Raw genomic sequence first — 15,426 nt, 5'->3', positions numbered from 1 at the left:
CCTAGCCGCGCTGGACCAGCTCGTCGTACGTGCTGAGCACCTGGGCGACGGTGGCCGCCTCGTCCGGCCAGGTCTCGGCCTGCTGCCGGCCGGCCGCCACCAGCCGCTCGCGGCGGACCGGGTCGGACAGCAGCCCGCGCACCCCGCCGCCGAGCGCGGCCGGGTCGCCGGAGGGCACTAGCACGGCGGCGTCGCCGACCAGTTCGGGGATGCCGCCGACGGCGGTGGCGACCACCGGCACGCCGGCCCGCATCGCCTCCTGCACCACCAGCGAGCGGGCCTCCCAGCGGCTGGGGACGACCACCACGTCGGCGGCGGCCAGCAGGTCGGGCACGTCGGTGCGGTAGCCGAGCAGCCGCACCGGCAGCTTCTCGGCTGCCACCCGCTCACGCAGCGCGCCCGCCTCCGGGCCGTCCCCGGCGAGCAGCACCAGCGGCTCCGGGTCCAGGGCGGACAGCTCCCGGGTGGCGTCCAGCAGCAGCCCGAAAGCCTTCTGCGGGACGAGCCGGCCCACCGCCAGCACCAGCGGGCGGTCCGGGCCCGCACCGAGCAGCGCGGCCCGCGCCTCGGCCCGGCCGAGCCAGCCCTCGGGCATCGGCGGGGCGGCCACCGGACCCAGCCGGGCGTCGGTGGCGCCCAGTTCGCGGGCCCGGGCGACCAGGTCGGAGGAGGCGCCGAGGACCAGGTCGGCGGCGCGCGCGACCCGGCGTTCCATCAGCCGCTGCAGGCGGCGCTCCATGCCGGTGGCCAGCAGCGCGTGGTGCGAGGTGACCACCAGCGGGGTCTCGGGGCGCAGGCCCGGGAAGCGGCCGGCGGTGCGCAGCGCGAGGTCGGAGAGCAGCCCGGCGCGCAGCCCGTGGGCGTGCACCACGTCCGCGCCGGTGAAGGCCCGGCGCAGCTCGCCGATCGCGGTGGCGTCGCTGCGGGCGCCCGCGGTGGGGGTGATGTCGACGGTGTGGAACCTGGCGCCCGTGCGGGAGAAGCCGAACAGGGCGTCCGTGCCGGCCGGCGCGCAGACCGTGACGATCACTCCGTGCGCGACCAGGCCCTGGGCCAGGGAGCGCACGTGCGCACCGATGCCGCCGGTGCTGGCGGCCAGGACGAGTACCACGTGCAGCTGCCCCGGTTCCGGGGCGGCCGCGGTGGCCCGGGCGGCGGAATGGTCCACGTCGTCTCGCATCCGACTCGATCAGGTTCGCGCGCCGCTTCGCGAGGGTTGCCCGCCGGGCGGCGCTCGGGGCTGGGAAGCCAGTGTCCAGCGGCCACCATGCCAGGTCGGCGGCCCTCTTGGACAGTCGGCGCCACCCGGGGCGCGTCGCCGACGATCCGCGGGGCCGCCGCCGTCGGCTACCGGTGGCGCGGGGCCCGGGCGGCGGCCAGCAGCTCCTCGGCGTGGGCGCGGCCCAGCTCCGAGTCCTCCAGGCCGGCCAGCATCCGGGAGAGTTCGCGCACCCGCTCCTCGTCGTTCAGCACCTTGACACCGCTGCGGGTCACGGTGCCGTCGTTGGTCTTCTCCACCACCAGGTGCCGGTCCGCGAACGCGGCGACCTGCGGGAGGTGGGTGACGACCACGACCTGGGCGGACTCGGCCAGTTTGGCCAGCCGTCGGCCGATCTCGACCGCGGCCTTGCCGCCGACGCCCGCGTCCACCTCGTCGAACAGGTAGGTCGGGACGGGGTCGGCGCCCGCGAAGACCACCTCGACGGCGAGCATCACGCGGGACAGCTCACCGCCGGAGGCGCCCTTGGCGATCGGCCGGGGCTGGGCGCCCGGGTGCGGGGCGAGCAGCACCTCGACCTCGTCCACGCCGTGCGGGCCGTACGCGACGGTGCGGCCGCCGACCTCGATCCCGCCCAGGTCGTCGACCTGGCTGAGCGAGAAGGTCACCCGGGCGTGCGGCATGGCCAGTTCGGCGAGTTCGGCGGACACGGCTTCGGCGAAGCGCCCGGCCGCGGCCTGCCGGGCGGCCGACACCTCGGCCGCGAGTTCGGCCAGCTCGGTCCGCAGCTCGGTCTCCCGGGCGCCGAGGTCGTCGATCCGGTCGTCGTCGCCGTCGAGTTCGGCGAGCCGGAGGGCGCCGGCCTCGGCCCAGGCGATCACCTCGGCGAGGGTGTTGTCCTCGCCGCCGTACTTGCGCAGCAGTTGGGACAGCACGGCCCGGCGGTCCTCGACGGCGGCCAGGCGCACCGGGTCGGCGTCCAGGTCGTCGGCGTAGCCGGCCAGGTCGCCGGCCACGTCGGCGAGCAGGTAGCCGACCTCGTTGAGCCGGTCGGCGAGGGCGGCCAGGCGCTCGTCGTGGTGGCGCACGGCGTCCAGGGCGCGGCGGGACTGCGCGAGCAGGGTGCCGGCGTCCAGGGCCTCCGGGTCGGCCGGGTCGCCGGCCAGCGCGGCGTGCGCGAGGGTCGCGGCGGAGGACAGCGCGTCGGCGTGGCCGAGCCGCTCGGCCTCGGCCGCGAGCTCGACGTCCTCGTCGGCCACCGGCTCGGCGGCGGCGATCTCGTCCAGCCCGAAGCGCAGCAGGTCGGCCTCCTGGGCGCGCTCGCGGGCCCGGGTGGTCAGCTCCTCCAGGGTCGCCGAGACCTCGCGCAGGACGCGGTAGGTCTCCCGGTAGCGGGCCAGCGGCTCGGCCACCGCCCCGCCCGCGTACCGGTCCAGCGCGCCGCGCTGGCGGGCCGGGCGCAGCAGGCGCTGCTGGTCGGTCTGGCCGTGCACGGCGATCAGGTCCTCGCCGAGTTCGGCGAGCAGCCCGACCGGGACGGCCCGACCGCCGACGTACGCCCGGGAGCGGCCCTCGGCGGAGACGGTCCGGCTGATCAGCAGGGCTCCGTCGTCCAGTTCGGCCCCGGCCTCGACGGCGCGGGCCGCCACCGGGGAGTCGGCGGGCAGTTCCAGTCGGCCCTCGACGACGGCCCGTCCGGTGCCGTTGCGCACCAGGCCCGGGTCGGCTCGCCCGCCGAGCAGCAGGCCGAGGCTGGTGACGACCATGGTCTTGCCGGCGCCGGTCTCACCGGTCACGGCGGTGAAGCCGGGGGCGAGTTCGACCACCGCGTCGTCGATGACCCCTAGATCCCGTATCCGCATCTCGTCCAACACGGAGACGACCTTACGAGGTTCCGCCCCCGGCGCGCGACGAGCGGCAACGGCGGGCGGCAACTCCGTGCCCCGAAATTCACCCCTTCCGGGAGTTTCGCGCGGGCGTCGGCGCGGTGCACCAGGGCAGGAAGATCTGCACCAGCGGGCCGATGGCCAGCGCGTATGCGACGGTGCCGACCCCGGCGGTGCCGCCGAGCAGCAGGCCGGCGGCCAGAACGGTCAGTTCGATGCCGGTGCGGATCAGCCGCAGCGAGCGGCCGGTGCGCCGGTGCAGGCCGGTCATCAGACCGTCGCGCGGGCCGGGGCCGAGGCGGGCGCCGATGTAGAGGCCGCTGGCCAGGCCGTTGAGCACGATCGCGGCGGCCGTCACGGCGATCCGGGCGGGCAGGGCCGCGAAGTCGTCGACGATCCGCAGCGTGAGGTCCATCGCCGCGCCGATCACCAGCACGTTGGCGACGGTGCCCAGCCCCGGACGCTGGCGCAGCGGTATCCACAGCAGCAGCACCAGGGCGCCGCAGATGGTCACCCAGGCACCGACCGAGAGGCCGACGCTGCGCTGCAGACCCTGGTGCAGGACGTCCCAGGGGTCGAGGCCGAGGCCGGAGCGGAGCATCAGCGCCATGCTCACGCCGTACAGGGCGAGGCCGGCGAACAGCTGCGGGATCCGGCGGCCCAGGCCGTGGGTGTCGCCGAGGATGCGGACCGCGAGGGAGGCCTTCCCGGTGGCGGGTACGGGCGCGGTCGGTACGGGGGTGGTCGTGGTGGCCAAGGGTGCTCCTGCGGTGGTGCTGCACCTCCGGGCGGCCCGGCGGTGGCGGCCGACACGGCCACTCTGCCATGATGACCGGGCCAAAACGACGCCCTCCAGGGCCAATCCAGAGTAAGTGGACTGATCTCCATGGCCGACTGGCACACCACCGTCACCCCGCCCGCGCTGGCCCGGCTGCTCGCCACCGCCCGGCTCCCCGAACCGGCCGCCGCCCGCCGCCCCGCCTACCGCACCCTCGCCGGGCAGATCCGGCTGCTGGTCACCGAGGGCCGGCTGCCGGTCGGCGCCCGCCTGCCCGCCGAACGCGAGCTGGCCACCGCCCTGGAACTGAGCCGCACCACCGTCGCCACCGCGTACGAGACGCTGCGCGGCGACGGCTACCTGCACAGCCGGCGCGGCGCGGGCAGCTGGACCGCCCTGCCCGAGGGCGCCCCGCCGCCCGGCGACGCCCTGCACCCCGTCCCGCCGGACGAGCAGGGCCGCACCCTGGACCTCGGCGTCGCCGCACCGCCCGCCCCGCAGCCCTGGCTCGGCGCCGCCGCCGCCCGGGCCGTCGAACAGCTGCCGTACTACGCCTCCGGGCACGGCCACTACCCCACCGGCGTCCCGGTGCTGCGCGAGGCCGTCGCCCGCCGCTACACCGAGCGCGGGCTGCCCACCACACCCGACCAGATCCTGATCACCACCGGCGCGATGGGCGGCCTGCACCTGGTCCAGCGGGCGCTGGTCGGCCGCGGCGACCGGGTCGCCGTCGAGGCCCCCAGCTACGCGCACACCCTGCAGGCCCTGCGGCTGTCCGGCGCCCGCCTGGTCCCGGTGCCGTACGTCTACCACCCCACGACGAGGTGGGACCTCCCGGAGTGGCAGCGGGTGCTGCGCGGCGCCGCCCCCAAGCTCGCCTACGTGATCCCGGACTTCCACAACCCGACCGGCGCGCTGATCGGCGAGGAGCAGCGCCGCGAGTTGCTGGCCGCCGCCCGGGCCGCCGGGAGCATCGTGCTGGTGGACGAGACCACCGCCGAACTCGGCTGGGGCGTACCGGAGTCCGAGCCGCTGCCGCGCCCGATGGCGGCGCTGGGCCGGTCCGCCCAGGTGGTCACCGTCGGCTCGGCCGGCAAGCTCCTCTGGGGCGGTCTGCGGATCGGCTGGGTCCGGGCCGCGCCCGCGCTGGTGCGCCGGCTGGCCGGCGAGCGGGTCTACAGCGACGTCGGCACCCCGGTGCTGGACCAGCTGATCGCCGCCGAGCTGCTGGGCGAACCCCTGGCCGCCGTCCGGGCGCACCAGCTGGACCGGCTGCGGGCCGCCGCACACGCCTTCGCCGCCGCGCTGCCCGAGCGACTGCCCGGCTGGACCTTCCCGATGCCGACCGGCGGGCTCGCGCTCTGGGCCTCCACCGGCGGCCTGTCCGGTGCGGCGCTGGCGCAGGTCGGGGAACGCGACGGGGTGCGGATCGCCTCGGGCAACCGCTTCGGCTCGGACGGCGCGTTCGAGCACCACATCCGGATCCCGCTCACCGTGCCCGCCGTGGCTGTTCCGGCCGCCGTCGAACGCCTCGCCGCGACGGCCGCCCGCGCGGCGGCCGGCGGTCGGCTCGGCTCGGCCGACGAGGCCCAGCCGCTGGCGGTCTGACGGACCGTCGACGGCCGGGCCTGCCGGTCCGTTGTGGTGCGGCTCGTCCTACTGGTGGTCCGCCCGGCCGCGCCAACCCGTCACGGGCAGCGCGAACTTGGCCACCAGCCGGTCGGTGAACGGCGCCCGGTGCAGTCTGGCCAGCCGCACCGGGGTCCGTCCCCGGCGGACCTCCACCCGTGCCCCGGCGGGCAGTTCGACCGAACGCCGCCCGTCGCACCAGAGCACGCCGTGCGGGGTCTTCGGCTGCACCTCGACGGCCAGCACCGACTCGGGCGAGGTCACCAGCGGCCGGGCGAACAGCGCGTGCGCCGAGATCGGCACCATCAGCAGCGCTTCGACCTCCGGCCACACCACCGGCCCGCCGCCGGAGAACGCGTACGCGGTGGACCCGGTCGGCGTCGCGCACACCACGCCGTCGCAGCCGAAGTTGGAGACCGGGCGGCCGTCCACCTCGGTCACCACCTCCAGCATCCGCTCCCGGGACGCCTTCTCGATCGAGGCCTCGTTCAACGCCCAGTCCTCGTGCAGCACGTCGCCGTTGGTGCGGACGATGACGTCGATCGTCATCCGCTCCTCGACCTCGTAGTCGGCGTCGACCACCCGCTCGACCACCACGGCCAGGTCGTCCCGCTCGGCCTCGGCGAGGAAGCCCACCCGGCCCAGGTTGATCCCGAGCATCGGCAGCCCGTGCGAGCGCGCCAGCTCGGCCCCGCGCAGCAGCGTCCCGTCCCCGCCGGCCACCAGGATCAGCTCGCAGCCGTCCGCCGCCCCGGGGCCCTCGGCCACCTTCTCGACGCCGTCGGGCAGGTCCAGGTCGACCGCCTCGGCCTCCAGCAGTCTGATCCGGAGCCCGGCCTTCAGCAGCCCGTGCACCAGGCTCTCGACGCTGCGCAGCGCCGCCTCCCGGCCGGTGTGCGCGATCAGGAAGACCGTACGTTCTTCATCGCTCATGCCGCTGCCCTCTCCCTCACGCCTGCCGGGTCACCCTCGGCCCGGTGCGGCCCCCATACAGCATGACGGGCCGGACGTCCGCTGAGCACCCTATCGGGGCCCCTCCGCCACGGCCCGGTCCGCGTCCGCGGGGTCCAGCTGCGGGGCGTCCCGGCGCAGCCAAAGGAAGTACTCCACGTTGCCGGACGGTCCCGGCAGGGGGCTCGCGGTGACGGCGCGCACGCCAAGCCCGAGCGCCCACGCCTGCCCGGCCACCTGGCGCACCATCTCGGCGCGCAGCTCGGGGCTGCGCACCACCCCGCCGCTGCCCAGTCGCTCCTTGCCGATCTCGAACTGCGGCTTGACCATCAGCACCAAGTCAGCGTCCTCGGCCGCGCAGGAGGCGAGGGCGGGGAGCACCAGGCCCAGCGAGATGAACGACAGGTCGCCCACCACGAGGTCCACCGGGGTGCCGCCGATGAGGTCCGTGGTCAGCTCGCGCACATTGGTGCGGTCCATCACGGTGACCCTCTCGTCGCTCTGCAGCGACCAGGCGAGCTGCCCGTACCCGACGTCCACCGCCAGCACGCCGGCCGCCCCGGCGCGCAGCAGCACGTCGGTGAACCCGCCGGTGGAGGCGCCCGCGTCCAGCGCCCGGCGGCCCTCGACCACCAGACCCTGCGGCACAAAGGCGGCGAACGCCCCGGCGAGCTTGTGGCCACCGCGCGAGACGTAGTCGGGGTCGTTCTCGTCCTTGGCCACCACGACCGCCGCCGAGGTCTCCACCTGGGTGGCCGGCTTGGTCGCGGTGGTGCCGCCGACGGTCACCCGCCCGGCCGCGATCAGCTCGGACGCGTGCTCACGCGACCGGGCCAGCTTGCGGCGGACCAGCTCCGCGTCGAGTCGGCGTCGTGCCACTGCCACTGGTGTTCAGCTCCTACGGATCCCACGGGTCATTCCTGGTCGAGCGCGGCCAGCGTGTCGGCGAGCCGCTGGTGAACATCTTCGTACACCGCGACGTGCGCCTCGGCGGGGACCCCGTCCAAGGCCTCCAGCCGGGCCAGTCCGGCGTCCACCGCGGGATGGCCGGTGGGCAGCAGGTCGACGCCGAGCGGCTCCACCTGCTGGGCCTGCGCGCCCGCCTCGGCCGCTCCGGCCGGTTCACTCGTCTCGGGCATCGGGCTTCTTCGCGCTGGTGGCCTTGCGGACGGTGGTCTTCCTGGTCGCCGTGCGCTTCGCGGGCGCCTTGGACTGCGCGGCGGACTGCTCGGCGGTGGTGGTCTTCTTGACGGTCGTCGTCTTCCTGGCGGCGGTCCGCTTGGCGGCGGACTTCTCGGCCGCGCTCTCCTTGGCCGCGGCCTTCTTCGCGGCGGGCTTCTCGGCCGGAGCCGCCTTCTTCGCCGCCGTCTTCCGCGCGGCGGCCTTCCGCGGCGCCGCCTTCCGCTCCTGCTCCTGCTCCTGCGGCGGAGTCGGCGCGAGCAGCGCCACCGGCGGAACCGGCGGAACCGGCGGATCGACCTCGACCGGCTCGTCCACCTCCACCCGCTCGGCGACTATCGGCTGCCCCGCCGACCGGCCCGCCGACGGCTCGTCCTCGTATTCCCAGCCGCGTCCGAACAGGTCGTCCGCCCGCGGCGCAGGGACCGGCTCCTCGGCGCCGTACGCACCCTCGCCGGGCGTCGCCGCCGGAACCTCCTCCTCCACCTCGCGCAGCTTGCTCTCCAGGTACGCCAGCACCACGCCGACCTTGGTGACCTGGTCACCGACCTTCTCGAAGACCTTCTCCGCCTCGTTGCGCGCCACCCCGACCGCCAGGTCCACCCCGGCCAGCCCGGCGGTGACCGCCTCCCCCGCCAAGGTCTGCAGCGTCTTCGCCGACGGCGGGAACTCCCCGCCCAGCCGACGCTCGACCTCCGCGACGTCGACCCCCGCCTTCTCCAGGATCGAGGCCGCCGTCACGACGACCCGCTTGCCGACCTCCTCGACCACCTCGGCAGCGGTCTCCACCACTCCCCGAACCGTCCTCGGCAGCATCCGGGTGCCTCCCAATCGCCTACGCGCGTCGCTCCGTCGCCCTCGGTACCCGAGCCGTTCCGGGCACCCCACTGACGACGCTACCGCCAAAACCCCGCTGAGGTACCGTGGCCCGCAGTCAGCACCGTAGCGACCGCGGGAGGGAGCCGCCGCCTATGGCGAACGCCGAGGAGTGCCGGGAGGCGCTGGAGCAGCTCAGCCGGAACATGGCGAAGTCCACCGGTGACGTCCGCAAGGCCGCGTCCCTCGACCGCTCGCTCAGCTGCCGGATCACCGACCTCGACCTGACCTTCACCGGGCGGCTGCGCGAGGGCCGGATCCAGGACGTGGTCACCACGCCCGGCCCGCCCGCCGGGAAGGCCGAGATCCGGCTCACCATGAGCAGCGACGACCTGGTCGCGCTGGTCGGCGGCCGGCTCAACTTCGCCTCCGCCTGGGCGAGCGGCCGGGTCCGGCTGGAGGCGGGCTTCCGCGACCTGCTGCGGCTGCGCACCCTGCTCTGAACCCGGCCTGCCCCGCCACGAAACCTCAGGAACGCAAGGCTCGGGGACGCAAAGCCCTCGGGACCGTAAAGCCCTCCGGGACCCCGGGACTCGAAAGCCTCGGGGCTCAGAAGCCCAGCTCGGCCAGCGTCTTCCGTCCGTCCACCGGCTCGCCGCCCGCGTCCAGCGCCGTCCACGCCGCCGCGCACAGCGCCCGCAGGCCGTCCCAGCGGTCCCCGGAGCCGGTCAGCCGCAGCGCGCCGCCCTCGACGCCGGCGACCCAGCCTCCGCACGCGAAGCCGTCGGCCTGGGCCGTCACCGCCGCGTGCGGGACCAGCAGTCCGCGCAGGTCGGCCGCCAGGTAGGTCGGCCGGTGCTCGACCGGGGCCGCCAGCAGCAGCTCGGGGGTGGTCACCCCGGTGAAGACCAGCAGACTGTCCACCCCGCCGTTGAACGCGCCCTCGATGTCGGTGTCCAGCCGGTCCCCGACCACCAGCGGCCGCTTCGCGCCGGTACGCAGCACGGTCTCCCGGTGCATGGGCGGCAGCGGCTTGCCCGCCACCTCCGGCTCCACCCCGGTCGCCGCCCGCACCGCCGCCACCAGCGTGCCGTTGCCCGGCGCGATCCCGCGCGCCCGCGGCACCGTCAGGTCCAGGTTGGACGCCACCCACGGCAGCCCGCTCTGCACCGCGTACGCGGCCTCCGCCAGGTCCGTCCACCCCACCGAGGGGTCGAAGCCCTGGACCACCGCAAGCGGCTGGTCGGCCAGCGAGCGGACCGCGACCAGGCCCTGCTCGGCCAGCGCCTCGTCCAGCCCGAGACCGCCCACGACCAGCACCTTCGCCCCGGCCGGGACCTTCTCGGCGACCACCCGGGCGGCCGCCTGGGCCGAGTTGATCACGTCCCCCGGCTCGGCCGGCACGCCCAGCTCGGTCAGGTGCTCGGCCACCACGCGCGGCGGGCGGGAGGCGTTGTTGGTCACGTACGCGAGCCGCATCCCGGCCGTCCGGGCGGCGTCCAGCGCGGCCACCGCGTGCTCGATCGCGTGCGCGCCCGCGTAGACCACGCCGTCCAGGTCCAGCAGCGCCGTGTCGTAGGCCTCGGTCAGCGGCCGCTCGCTGCCGCCGGGGGCGGTCCGTCGCACGGGGGTGGCCGTCTCGGTCATGGCTGCGCTACCTCATTCACTGCGTCGTCGGTCACGTCGGTCACGTCGTTCACCTCGGCGCCGCACCGCGCGGTGCGGCACTGCGCCCCTCGGTCGGACGCCAGCCGGTCGGACGCCCATCGGTCGGGCGCGGGCCGGTCAGGCGTCGCCGTCGCCGCCGTCCGGCTCTCCCCCGACCGGGTCCGCGGCACCGGGCGGGGGCGCCAGGTACCCGGGTGCCCCCGGCAGCAGCGGGCCGTACGCGCCGGTCCGGGCCGCCAGCGTCGCCCGGGTCTGCCGCAGGGCCGCCCGGTAGTGGTCGGTCTCCGGCCGCATCGCCACGGCGAGCGCCAGGTGCTCGGCGGAGGTCTCGAAGTCGCCCAGCCGGGCCGCCGCGACCCCCCACCCGAACTGAGCGTAGTCGTCCGCCGGGTCGGCCAGCGCCACGGCCCGGAAGTTCTCCAGCGCCGCCGCGTACGAACCCGCGTCGAACTGGGCGCGGGCCAGCGCCTCCCGGATGCTGCGCGAGTGCGGCTCGGCCGCCACCGCCCGGGCCAGCAGCTGCTCGGCGGCCGCCGGATGCCCCTGCGCCAGCAGCCGCGCGCCCCGGCGGAACCAGTCGTACACGTCCCCGGTGGGCTCCCCGGAGCGGCTCTGCGACGGCACCCCGCCGACCGGCCCGCCACCCTCGGCCGGAGCGCCCCCGCCCGTGGCACCGACCGGCCCGCCCGACCCGGCAAGACCGCTGCCGTCCACCCGTTCCTGCCCGTCGTCCATGCCGTACCTCGCCCTCGGTCGCACACCCGCCCCACCGCTCGGCGCGGGCATTCCGATCTCTCAACAACGCGTACCCGGTTACGATGCCCAGAATGAGCACACCCAGTGCAGAAGACGGAGTCGAGACTCCCGAGGGCGGCCCCGGCGATCCCGGGCACGTCGCCACCGCCGGCCTGTCCCTGTCCCCCTTCCGCGGCCTGCGCTACGTCCCCGACCGGGTCGGCGCCCTGGCCGCGGTCATGTCCCCGCCGTACGACGTCGTCGACCCGGGCCGTCGGCTCGACCTGGAGACCGGCGACCCGCACAACGTGGTCCGGCTGATCCTGCCCAGGCCCGAGCCCGAGGACGCCGGCGACCGGCCCGACCGCGACACCCGGTACCGGCACGCCGCGCGGCTGCTGGCCGCCTGGCAGCGCGAGGGGATCCTCGCCGCCGACCCGGATCCCGCGATCTACGTCTACGAGCAGCGGGTGCCCGCCACCGCCGACTCCCCCGAACTGCTCCAGCGCGGCCTGATCGGCGCCCTCGCGGTGAGCGGCCGCGAGGCCGGCGTCGTCCTCCCCCACGAGGACGTGATGCCCCGGCCGGTCGCCGACCGGGTCGGCCTGATGCGCACCACCCGGGCCAACCTCGAACCGCTGCTGCTCACCTACCGGGGTGACGGCGGCGCCTCCGGCGTGATCGAGCGGACGGTCGCGGGCGAGCCGCTGCTCTCCACCGCCACCAGCGACGGCACCCACCACCGCCTGTGGGCCGTCACCGACCCGGCCGACATCGCCGAGATCAGCCGCGACCTGGCCACCTGCCGGGCGCTGATCGCCGACGGCCACCACCGCTGGGAGATGTACCTGCGCCTCCAGCGCGAGCACCGCCACCTGCCGCGCAGCCCCTGGGACCGCGGCCTGGTGCTCCTGGTGGACACCGCCCGCTACCCGCTGCGGGTCCGCGCCATCCACCGCGTGCTCTACCGGCTGCCGGTGGCCGAGGCGCTGGAGAAGCTCGGCGACCAGTGGCAGGTCAAGGAGGTGCCCGGCCCGCTGCCGGCGGCGCTCCAGGCGCTCGCCGAACAGAAGCGGCACGGCGGCAACGGCTTCGTGCTGACCGGCGGCGACGGCGTCTACTGGCTGCTCGGCGAGCCCGATGAGGCCCTGCTGGACGCCACCGTGCCGCGCGACCGGCCCGAGGAGTGGCGCCACCTGGACGCCACCGTCCTGCACGCCACCCTGCTCGACCGCACCTGGCACGTCCCCGACGGCCCGGACGACATCGGCTACCTGCACACCGCCCTGGCCGCCGAGCAGGAGGCCGCCCGCACCGGCGGCACCGCCGTCCTGCTGCACCCCGTCCGGGAGAGCGTGGTGCGACGGCTGGCCGAACAGGGCGTCACCATGCCGCGCAAGTCCACCTCCTTCGGGCCGAAGCCGGCCACCGGACTGGTGCTGCGCAACCTCGCGCTGGGTTGACCTCGCGCCGGGCCGACGCCACGTCGGCGGCCCGGACGCCGTGAGGCCCTGCCGTTCCCGGATCTCCCGGGGAACGGCAGGGCCTCACGGCGTTGCCGGGGGGACAGCTCAGCCCTTGGCCTCGTCCTTGTCCTCGACCTCGGTGTCCTTGTCCTTGACCGCCTCGGCCTTGACCGCCTCGGCCTCGGCGGCGCGGGCGCGCTCGGGCACCACGCCGTCGAACTCGTCGTCGATCTCGAGGTCGTCCTCGTCGTAGAACTCCTCGACGTCCTCCTCGTCCTCGAAGATCACGCGGTCGTCGGCAACCTCGCCGCCGCGCTTCTTCGCAGGGGCCTCGGCCTTCTCGGTCTCCTCCTCGGCCAGCTCCGGGTCGAGCGCGTCGGTGAACTCCACGCCGTCGATCTCGGCGAGCCGCTCCGCAGCGTTGGTGGTGCCGTCGGTGTCGGCCTCCGCCGCCTTGGCGAACCAGTCACGGGCCTCGTCGCCACGGCCGGCCGCGATCAGCGCCTCGGCGTAGGCGTACCGCAGGCGAGCGGTCCACGGCTGCACCGAGCTGGACGCCAGCTCCGGGCTCTGCAGGGTCACCACGGCGGCGTCGAACTGCTCCATGTCGCTGCGGGCACCGGCCGCCACCAGGCGCATCTCGACCTGGCCCGACTTGTCCAGCTGCTTCACCTCGGGCTCACCGGCCATCGCCAGCGCCCGCTCCGGACGGCCCAGACCGCGCTCGCAGTCGGCCATCACCGGCCACAGGTCCGCCCGGCCGGTCATCCGGCGGGCGGCGCGGAACTCGGTCAGCGCCTCGGAGTAGCGCTGCGTCATGTACGAGGCGAAACCGGCCGCCTCACGGACGGCGGGCACACGGGACGCCAGACGGAGCGCGACGCGCGAGTACTGGTAGGCCTCCTCCGCGTCGCCGTCGAGCAGACGGGCCACCATCACCAGGTTGCGGGCGACGTCGTCCGCAAGGGTCTTGGGCAGGCTCTTGAGCTCCTGACGCACGTCCGCGTCCAGCTCGAACCCGGTGACGTCCTCCGGGATCGGCAGGCGCCTGACGGGCTCGAAGTTGCCCCGGCGGTCGTCGTAGTCCCGACGGCCCCGGTCGTCGTGGCGGTCGTCGCCACCGCGGTAGCCGCCGGAGGGACGGTCGTCGCGACGGAAACCGCCACGGTCCCCACCGCGGTCATCGCGACGGAAACCGCCACGGTCACCGCCGGACGGGCGGTCGCCACGGTCGCGGTTGAAGCCACCGCCGGACGAGCGGTCGTCGCGACGGAAACCACCGCGGTCGCCACCGCGGTCATCACGGTTGAAGCCGCCACCGGAGGGGCGGTCGTCACGACGCGGACGGTCGTCACGGTCACGGTTGAAACCGCTCGGCCGGTCGTCACGACGGAAACCGCCACGGTCGCCACCGCGGTCATCACGGTTGAAGCCGCCACCGGACGGGCGGTCGTCACGACGCGGACGGTCGTCACGGTCACGGTTGAAACCGCTCGGCCGGTCGTCACGACGGAAACCACCGCCGGAGGGACGGTCGCCACGGTCACGGTTGAAACCGCCACCGGAGGGACGGTCGTCACGACGGAAACCGCCACGGTCCCCACCGCGGTCATCACGGTCACGGTTGAAACCGCCACCGGACGGGCGGTCGTCACGACGGAAGCCACCGCCGGAGGGACGGTCGCCACGGTCACGGTTGAAACCGCCGCCGGACGGGCGGTCGCCACGGTCGCGGTTGAAGCCACCGCCGGACGAGCGGTCGTCGCGACGGAAACCACCGCGGTCGCCACCGCGGTCATCACGGTTGAAGCCGCCACCGGACGGGCGGTCGTCACGACGCGGACGGTCGTCGCGGTCGCGGTTGAAACCGCTCGGCCGGTCGTCACGACGGAAACCGCCACCGGACGGGCGGTCATCGCGACGGAAGCCACCGCCGGAGGGACGGTCGCCACGGTCACGGTTGAAGCCACCGCCGGACGGGCGGTCGCCACGGTCGCGGTTGAAGCCACCACCGGAGGGACGGTCGTCGCGACGGAAACCGCCACGGTCCCCACCGCGGTCGTCACGGTCGCGGTTGAAACCGCCACCGGAGGGGCGGTCGTCACGACGGAAACCACCGCCGGACGGACGGTCGCCACTGCGGTCATCGCGGTCACGGCCGTAACCACCGGACGGGCGGTCATCGCGGCGGAAGCCACCGCCGGAGGGACGGTCGCCACGGTCACGGTTGAAGCCACCGCCGGACGGGCGGTCGCCACGGTCGCGGTTGAAACCGCCACCGGACGGGCGGTCGCCACGGTCGCGGTTGAAGCCACCACCGGAGGGACGGTCGTCGCGACGGAAACCGCCACGGTCCCCACCGCGGTCATCACGGTCACGGTTGAAACCGCCACCGGAGGGGCGGTCGTCACGACGGGGACGGTCGTCACGGTCATCGCGGCGGGAGCCGCCACGGTCGTTCGACCAGCCCCCACGGGACCGGGGCTCGTAGCCTCGGCCATCGTCCGATCGACGCTCGGGACGGTCCTGGGGCTGGTTCGACATCGTGGTGACTCCTTCTGCTGCTTCAGCTTCACCGCGCGGGCCGTGCGTGCAACTCCCGCTGCGCTCACGCGGTTTCGGCGCCGGCCTCCTGGCCCGCGCACCTTCTCCATTGTCCGACATGTCGGGACCCTCCGCGTCTGGGCGGAAGTCCTGTCCTGCCGGACTTGTTCACGTTCGTAAAACACAAAAAAGGCCGCGGCCCCAGCGAATCGCTGGGGCCGCGGCCTTTGAATAATTGTTCGGCGGCGTCCTACTCTCCCACAGGGTCCCCCCTGCAGTACCATCGGCGCTGTGAGGCTTAGCTTCCGGGTTCGGAATGTAACCGGGCGTTTCCCTCACGCTATGACCACCGAAACCCTATCGGGTATTCAGCGAAACACACTTTTCAATTGATAAGTGTTTCCTTGTTCGCCGGCGATAGCTGTTCGCTACCCGGGAACCACACAGTGAACGCGAGCGTCTGAGGACAAGCCCTCGGCCTATTAGTACCGGTCAACTCCACCCCTCACAGGGCTTCCATATCCGGCCTATCAACCCAGTCGTCTACTGGGAGCC

General features: G+C 74.8%; 13 protein-coding genes, 2 rRNA genes and 1 pseudogene. 3 read left to right on the top strand and 13 right to left on the bottom strand.

Annotation, left to right across the window (positions count from 1 at the left end):
• Window position 1: 1 nt before the first annotated feature.
• The 3 genes from ACZ51D_RS32590 to yczE all read right to left on the bottom strand — a co-directional run bounded on the left by ACZ51D_RS32590 (window position 2) and on the right by yczE (window position 3,790).
• Complete coding sequence (locus tag ACZ51D_RS32590) at window positions 2–1,180, bottom strand: glycosyltransferase family 4 protein (RefSeq protein ID WP_465664285.1); 1,179 nt, start codon at window positions 1,178–1,180, stop codon at window positions 2–4.
• Between the two features lie 167 nt (window positions 1,181–1,347).
• Window positions 1,348–3,081, bottom strand: a complete 1,734-nt coding sequence (gene recN / locus ACZ51D_RS32585; RefSeq protein ID WP_465623836.1) for a DNA repair protein RecN — start codon at window positions 3,079–3,081, stop codon at window positions 1,348–1,350.
• 88 nt (window positions 3,082–3,169) lie between these two features.
• The gene (gene yczE, locus ACZ51D_RS32580) at window positions 3,170–3,790 is read right to left on the bottom strand and encodes a membrane protein YczE (protein WP_465664321.1); all 621 of its coding nucleotides are present in this window, start codon (window positions 3,788–3,790) and stop codon (window positions 3,170–3,172) included.
• Window positions 3,791–3,991: 201 nt separating this feature from the next.
• On the opposite strand from yczE, the gene yczR reads away from it, so the two are divergent.
• Window positions 3,992–5,491, top strand: a complete 1,500-nt coding sequence (gene yczR / locus ACZ51D_RS32575; RefSeq protein ID WP_465664284.1) for a MocR-like transcription factor YczR — start codon at window positions 3,992–3,994, stop codon at window positions 5,489–5,491.
• Window positions 5,492–5,539: 48 nt separating this feature from the next.
• Here yczR and ACZ51D_RS32570 read toward each other — a convergent pair whose 3' ends face one another.
• The 4 genes from ACZ51D_RS32570 to ACZ51D_RS32555 all read right to left on the bottom strand — a co-directional run bounded on the left by ACZ51D_RS32570 (window position 5,540) and on the right by ACZ51D_RS32555 (window position 8,434).
• On the bottom strand, window positions 5,540–6,445 hold the full coding sequence (locus ACZ51D_RS32570; RefSeq protein WP_360500466.1) for an NAD kinase: 906 nt from the start codon (window positions 6,443–6,445) through the stop codon (window positions 5,540–5,542).
• A gap of 90 nt (window positions 6,446–6,535) precedes the next feature.
• Window positions 6,536–7,342 (bottom strand): TlyA family RNA methyltransferase, encoded by an 807-nt coding sequence (locus ACZ51D_RS32565; protein ID WP_465623838.1) that lies wholly within the window; start codon window positions 7,340–7,342, stop codon window positions 6,536–6,538.
• A gap of 35 nt (window positions 7,343–7,377) precedes the next feature.
• The gene (locus tag ACZ51D_RS32560; protein ID WP_360500463.1) at window positions 7,378–7,602 is read right to left on the bottom strand and encodes a hypothetical protein; all 225 of its coding nucleotides are present in this window, start codon (window positions 7,600–7,602) and stop codon (window positions 7,378–7,380) included.
• A complete protein-coding gene (locus ACZ51D_RS32555) occupies window positions 7,586–8,434 on the bottom strand; it encodes a hypothetical protein (protein ID WP_465664283.1) in 849 nt (282 codons plus the stop codon). The genes ACZ51D_RS32560 and ACZ51D_RS32555 overlap by 17 nt, the downstream gene beginning before the upstream one ends.
• A gap of 179 nt (window positions 8,435–8,613) precedes the next feature.
• Between ACZ51D_RS32555 and ACZ51D_RS32550 the strand changes: the two genes are divergently transcribed.
• On the top strand, window positions 8,614–8,961 hold the full coding sequence (locus tag ACZ51D_RS32550) for an SCP2 sterol-binding domain-containing protein (RefSeq protein ID WP_360500458.1): 348 nt from the start codon (window positions 8,614–8,616) through the stop codon (window positions 8,959–8,961).
• Between the two features lie 106 nt (window positions 8,962–9,067).
• On the opposite strand, the gene ACZ51D_RS32545 is transcribed toward ACZ51D_RS32550, so the two are convergent.
• On the bottom strand, window positions 9,068–10,105 hold the full coding sequence (locus tag ACZ51D_RS32545) for an HAD-IIA family hydrolase (protein WP_465623823.1): 1,038 nt from the start codon (window positions 10,103–10,105) through the stop codon (window positions 9,068–9,070).
• A 138-nt stretch (window positions 10,106–10,243) separates the two neighbouring features.
• Window positions 10,244–10,861: a tetratricopeptide repeat protein gene (locus ACZ51D_RS32540; protein ID WP_465623824.1), complete on the bottom strand. Its 618-nt coding sequence runs from the start codon at window positions 10,859–10,861 to the stop codon at window positions 10,244–10,246.
• Between the two features lie 92 nt (window positions 10,862–10,953).
• On the opposite strand from ACZ51D_RS32540, the gene ACZ51D_RS32535 reads away from it, so the two are divergent.
• A complete protein-coding gene (locus ACZ51D_RS32535) occupies window positions 10,954–12,324 on the top strand; it encodes a DUF1015 domain-containing protein (RefSeq protein ID WP_360500450.1) in 1,371 nt (456 codons plus the stop codon).
• 108 nt (window positions 12,325–12,432) lie between these two features.
• On the opposite strand, the gene ACZ51D_RS32530 is transcribed toward ACZ51D_RS32535, so the two are convergent.
• From ACZ51D_RS32530 to ACZ51D_RS32515, 4 genes and pseudogenes are all read right to left on the bottom strand, one after another.
• Window positions 12,433–13,371, bottom strand: coding sequence for a tetratricopeptide repeat protein (locus tag ACZ51D_RS32530; protein ID WP_465664320.1), 939 nt, complete (start codon window positions 13,369–13,371; stop codon window positions 12,433–12,435).
• A pseudogene (locus tag ACZ51D_RS32525) lies at window positions 13,263–14,871 on the bottom strand (hypothetical protein). The gene ACZ51D_RS32530 and the pseudogene ACZ51D_RS32525 overlap by 109 nt, the downstream one beginning before the upstream one ends.
• A gap of 237 nt (window positions 14,872–15,108) precedes the next feature.
• A 5S ribosomal RNA gene (rrf, locus tag ACZ51D_RS32520) occupies window positions 15,109–15,225 on the bottom strand.
• 108 nt (window positions 15,226–15,333) lie between these two features.
• Window positions 15,334–15,426: ribosomal RNA gene (locus ACZ51D_RS32515) — 23S ribosomal RNA — on the bottom strand; the annotation flags it as partial.

Source organism: Kitasatospora sp. NPDC033851 (genome assembly GCF_055576085.1).
This window is presented reverse-complemented; position numbering and strand designations above follow the sequence as displayed.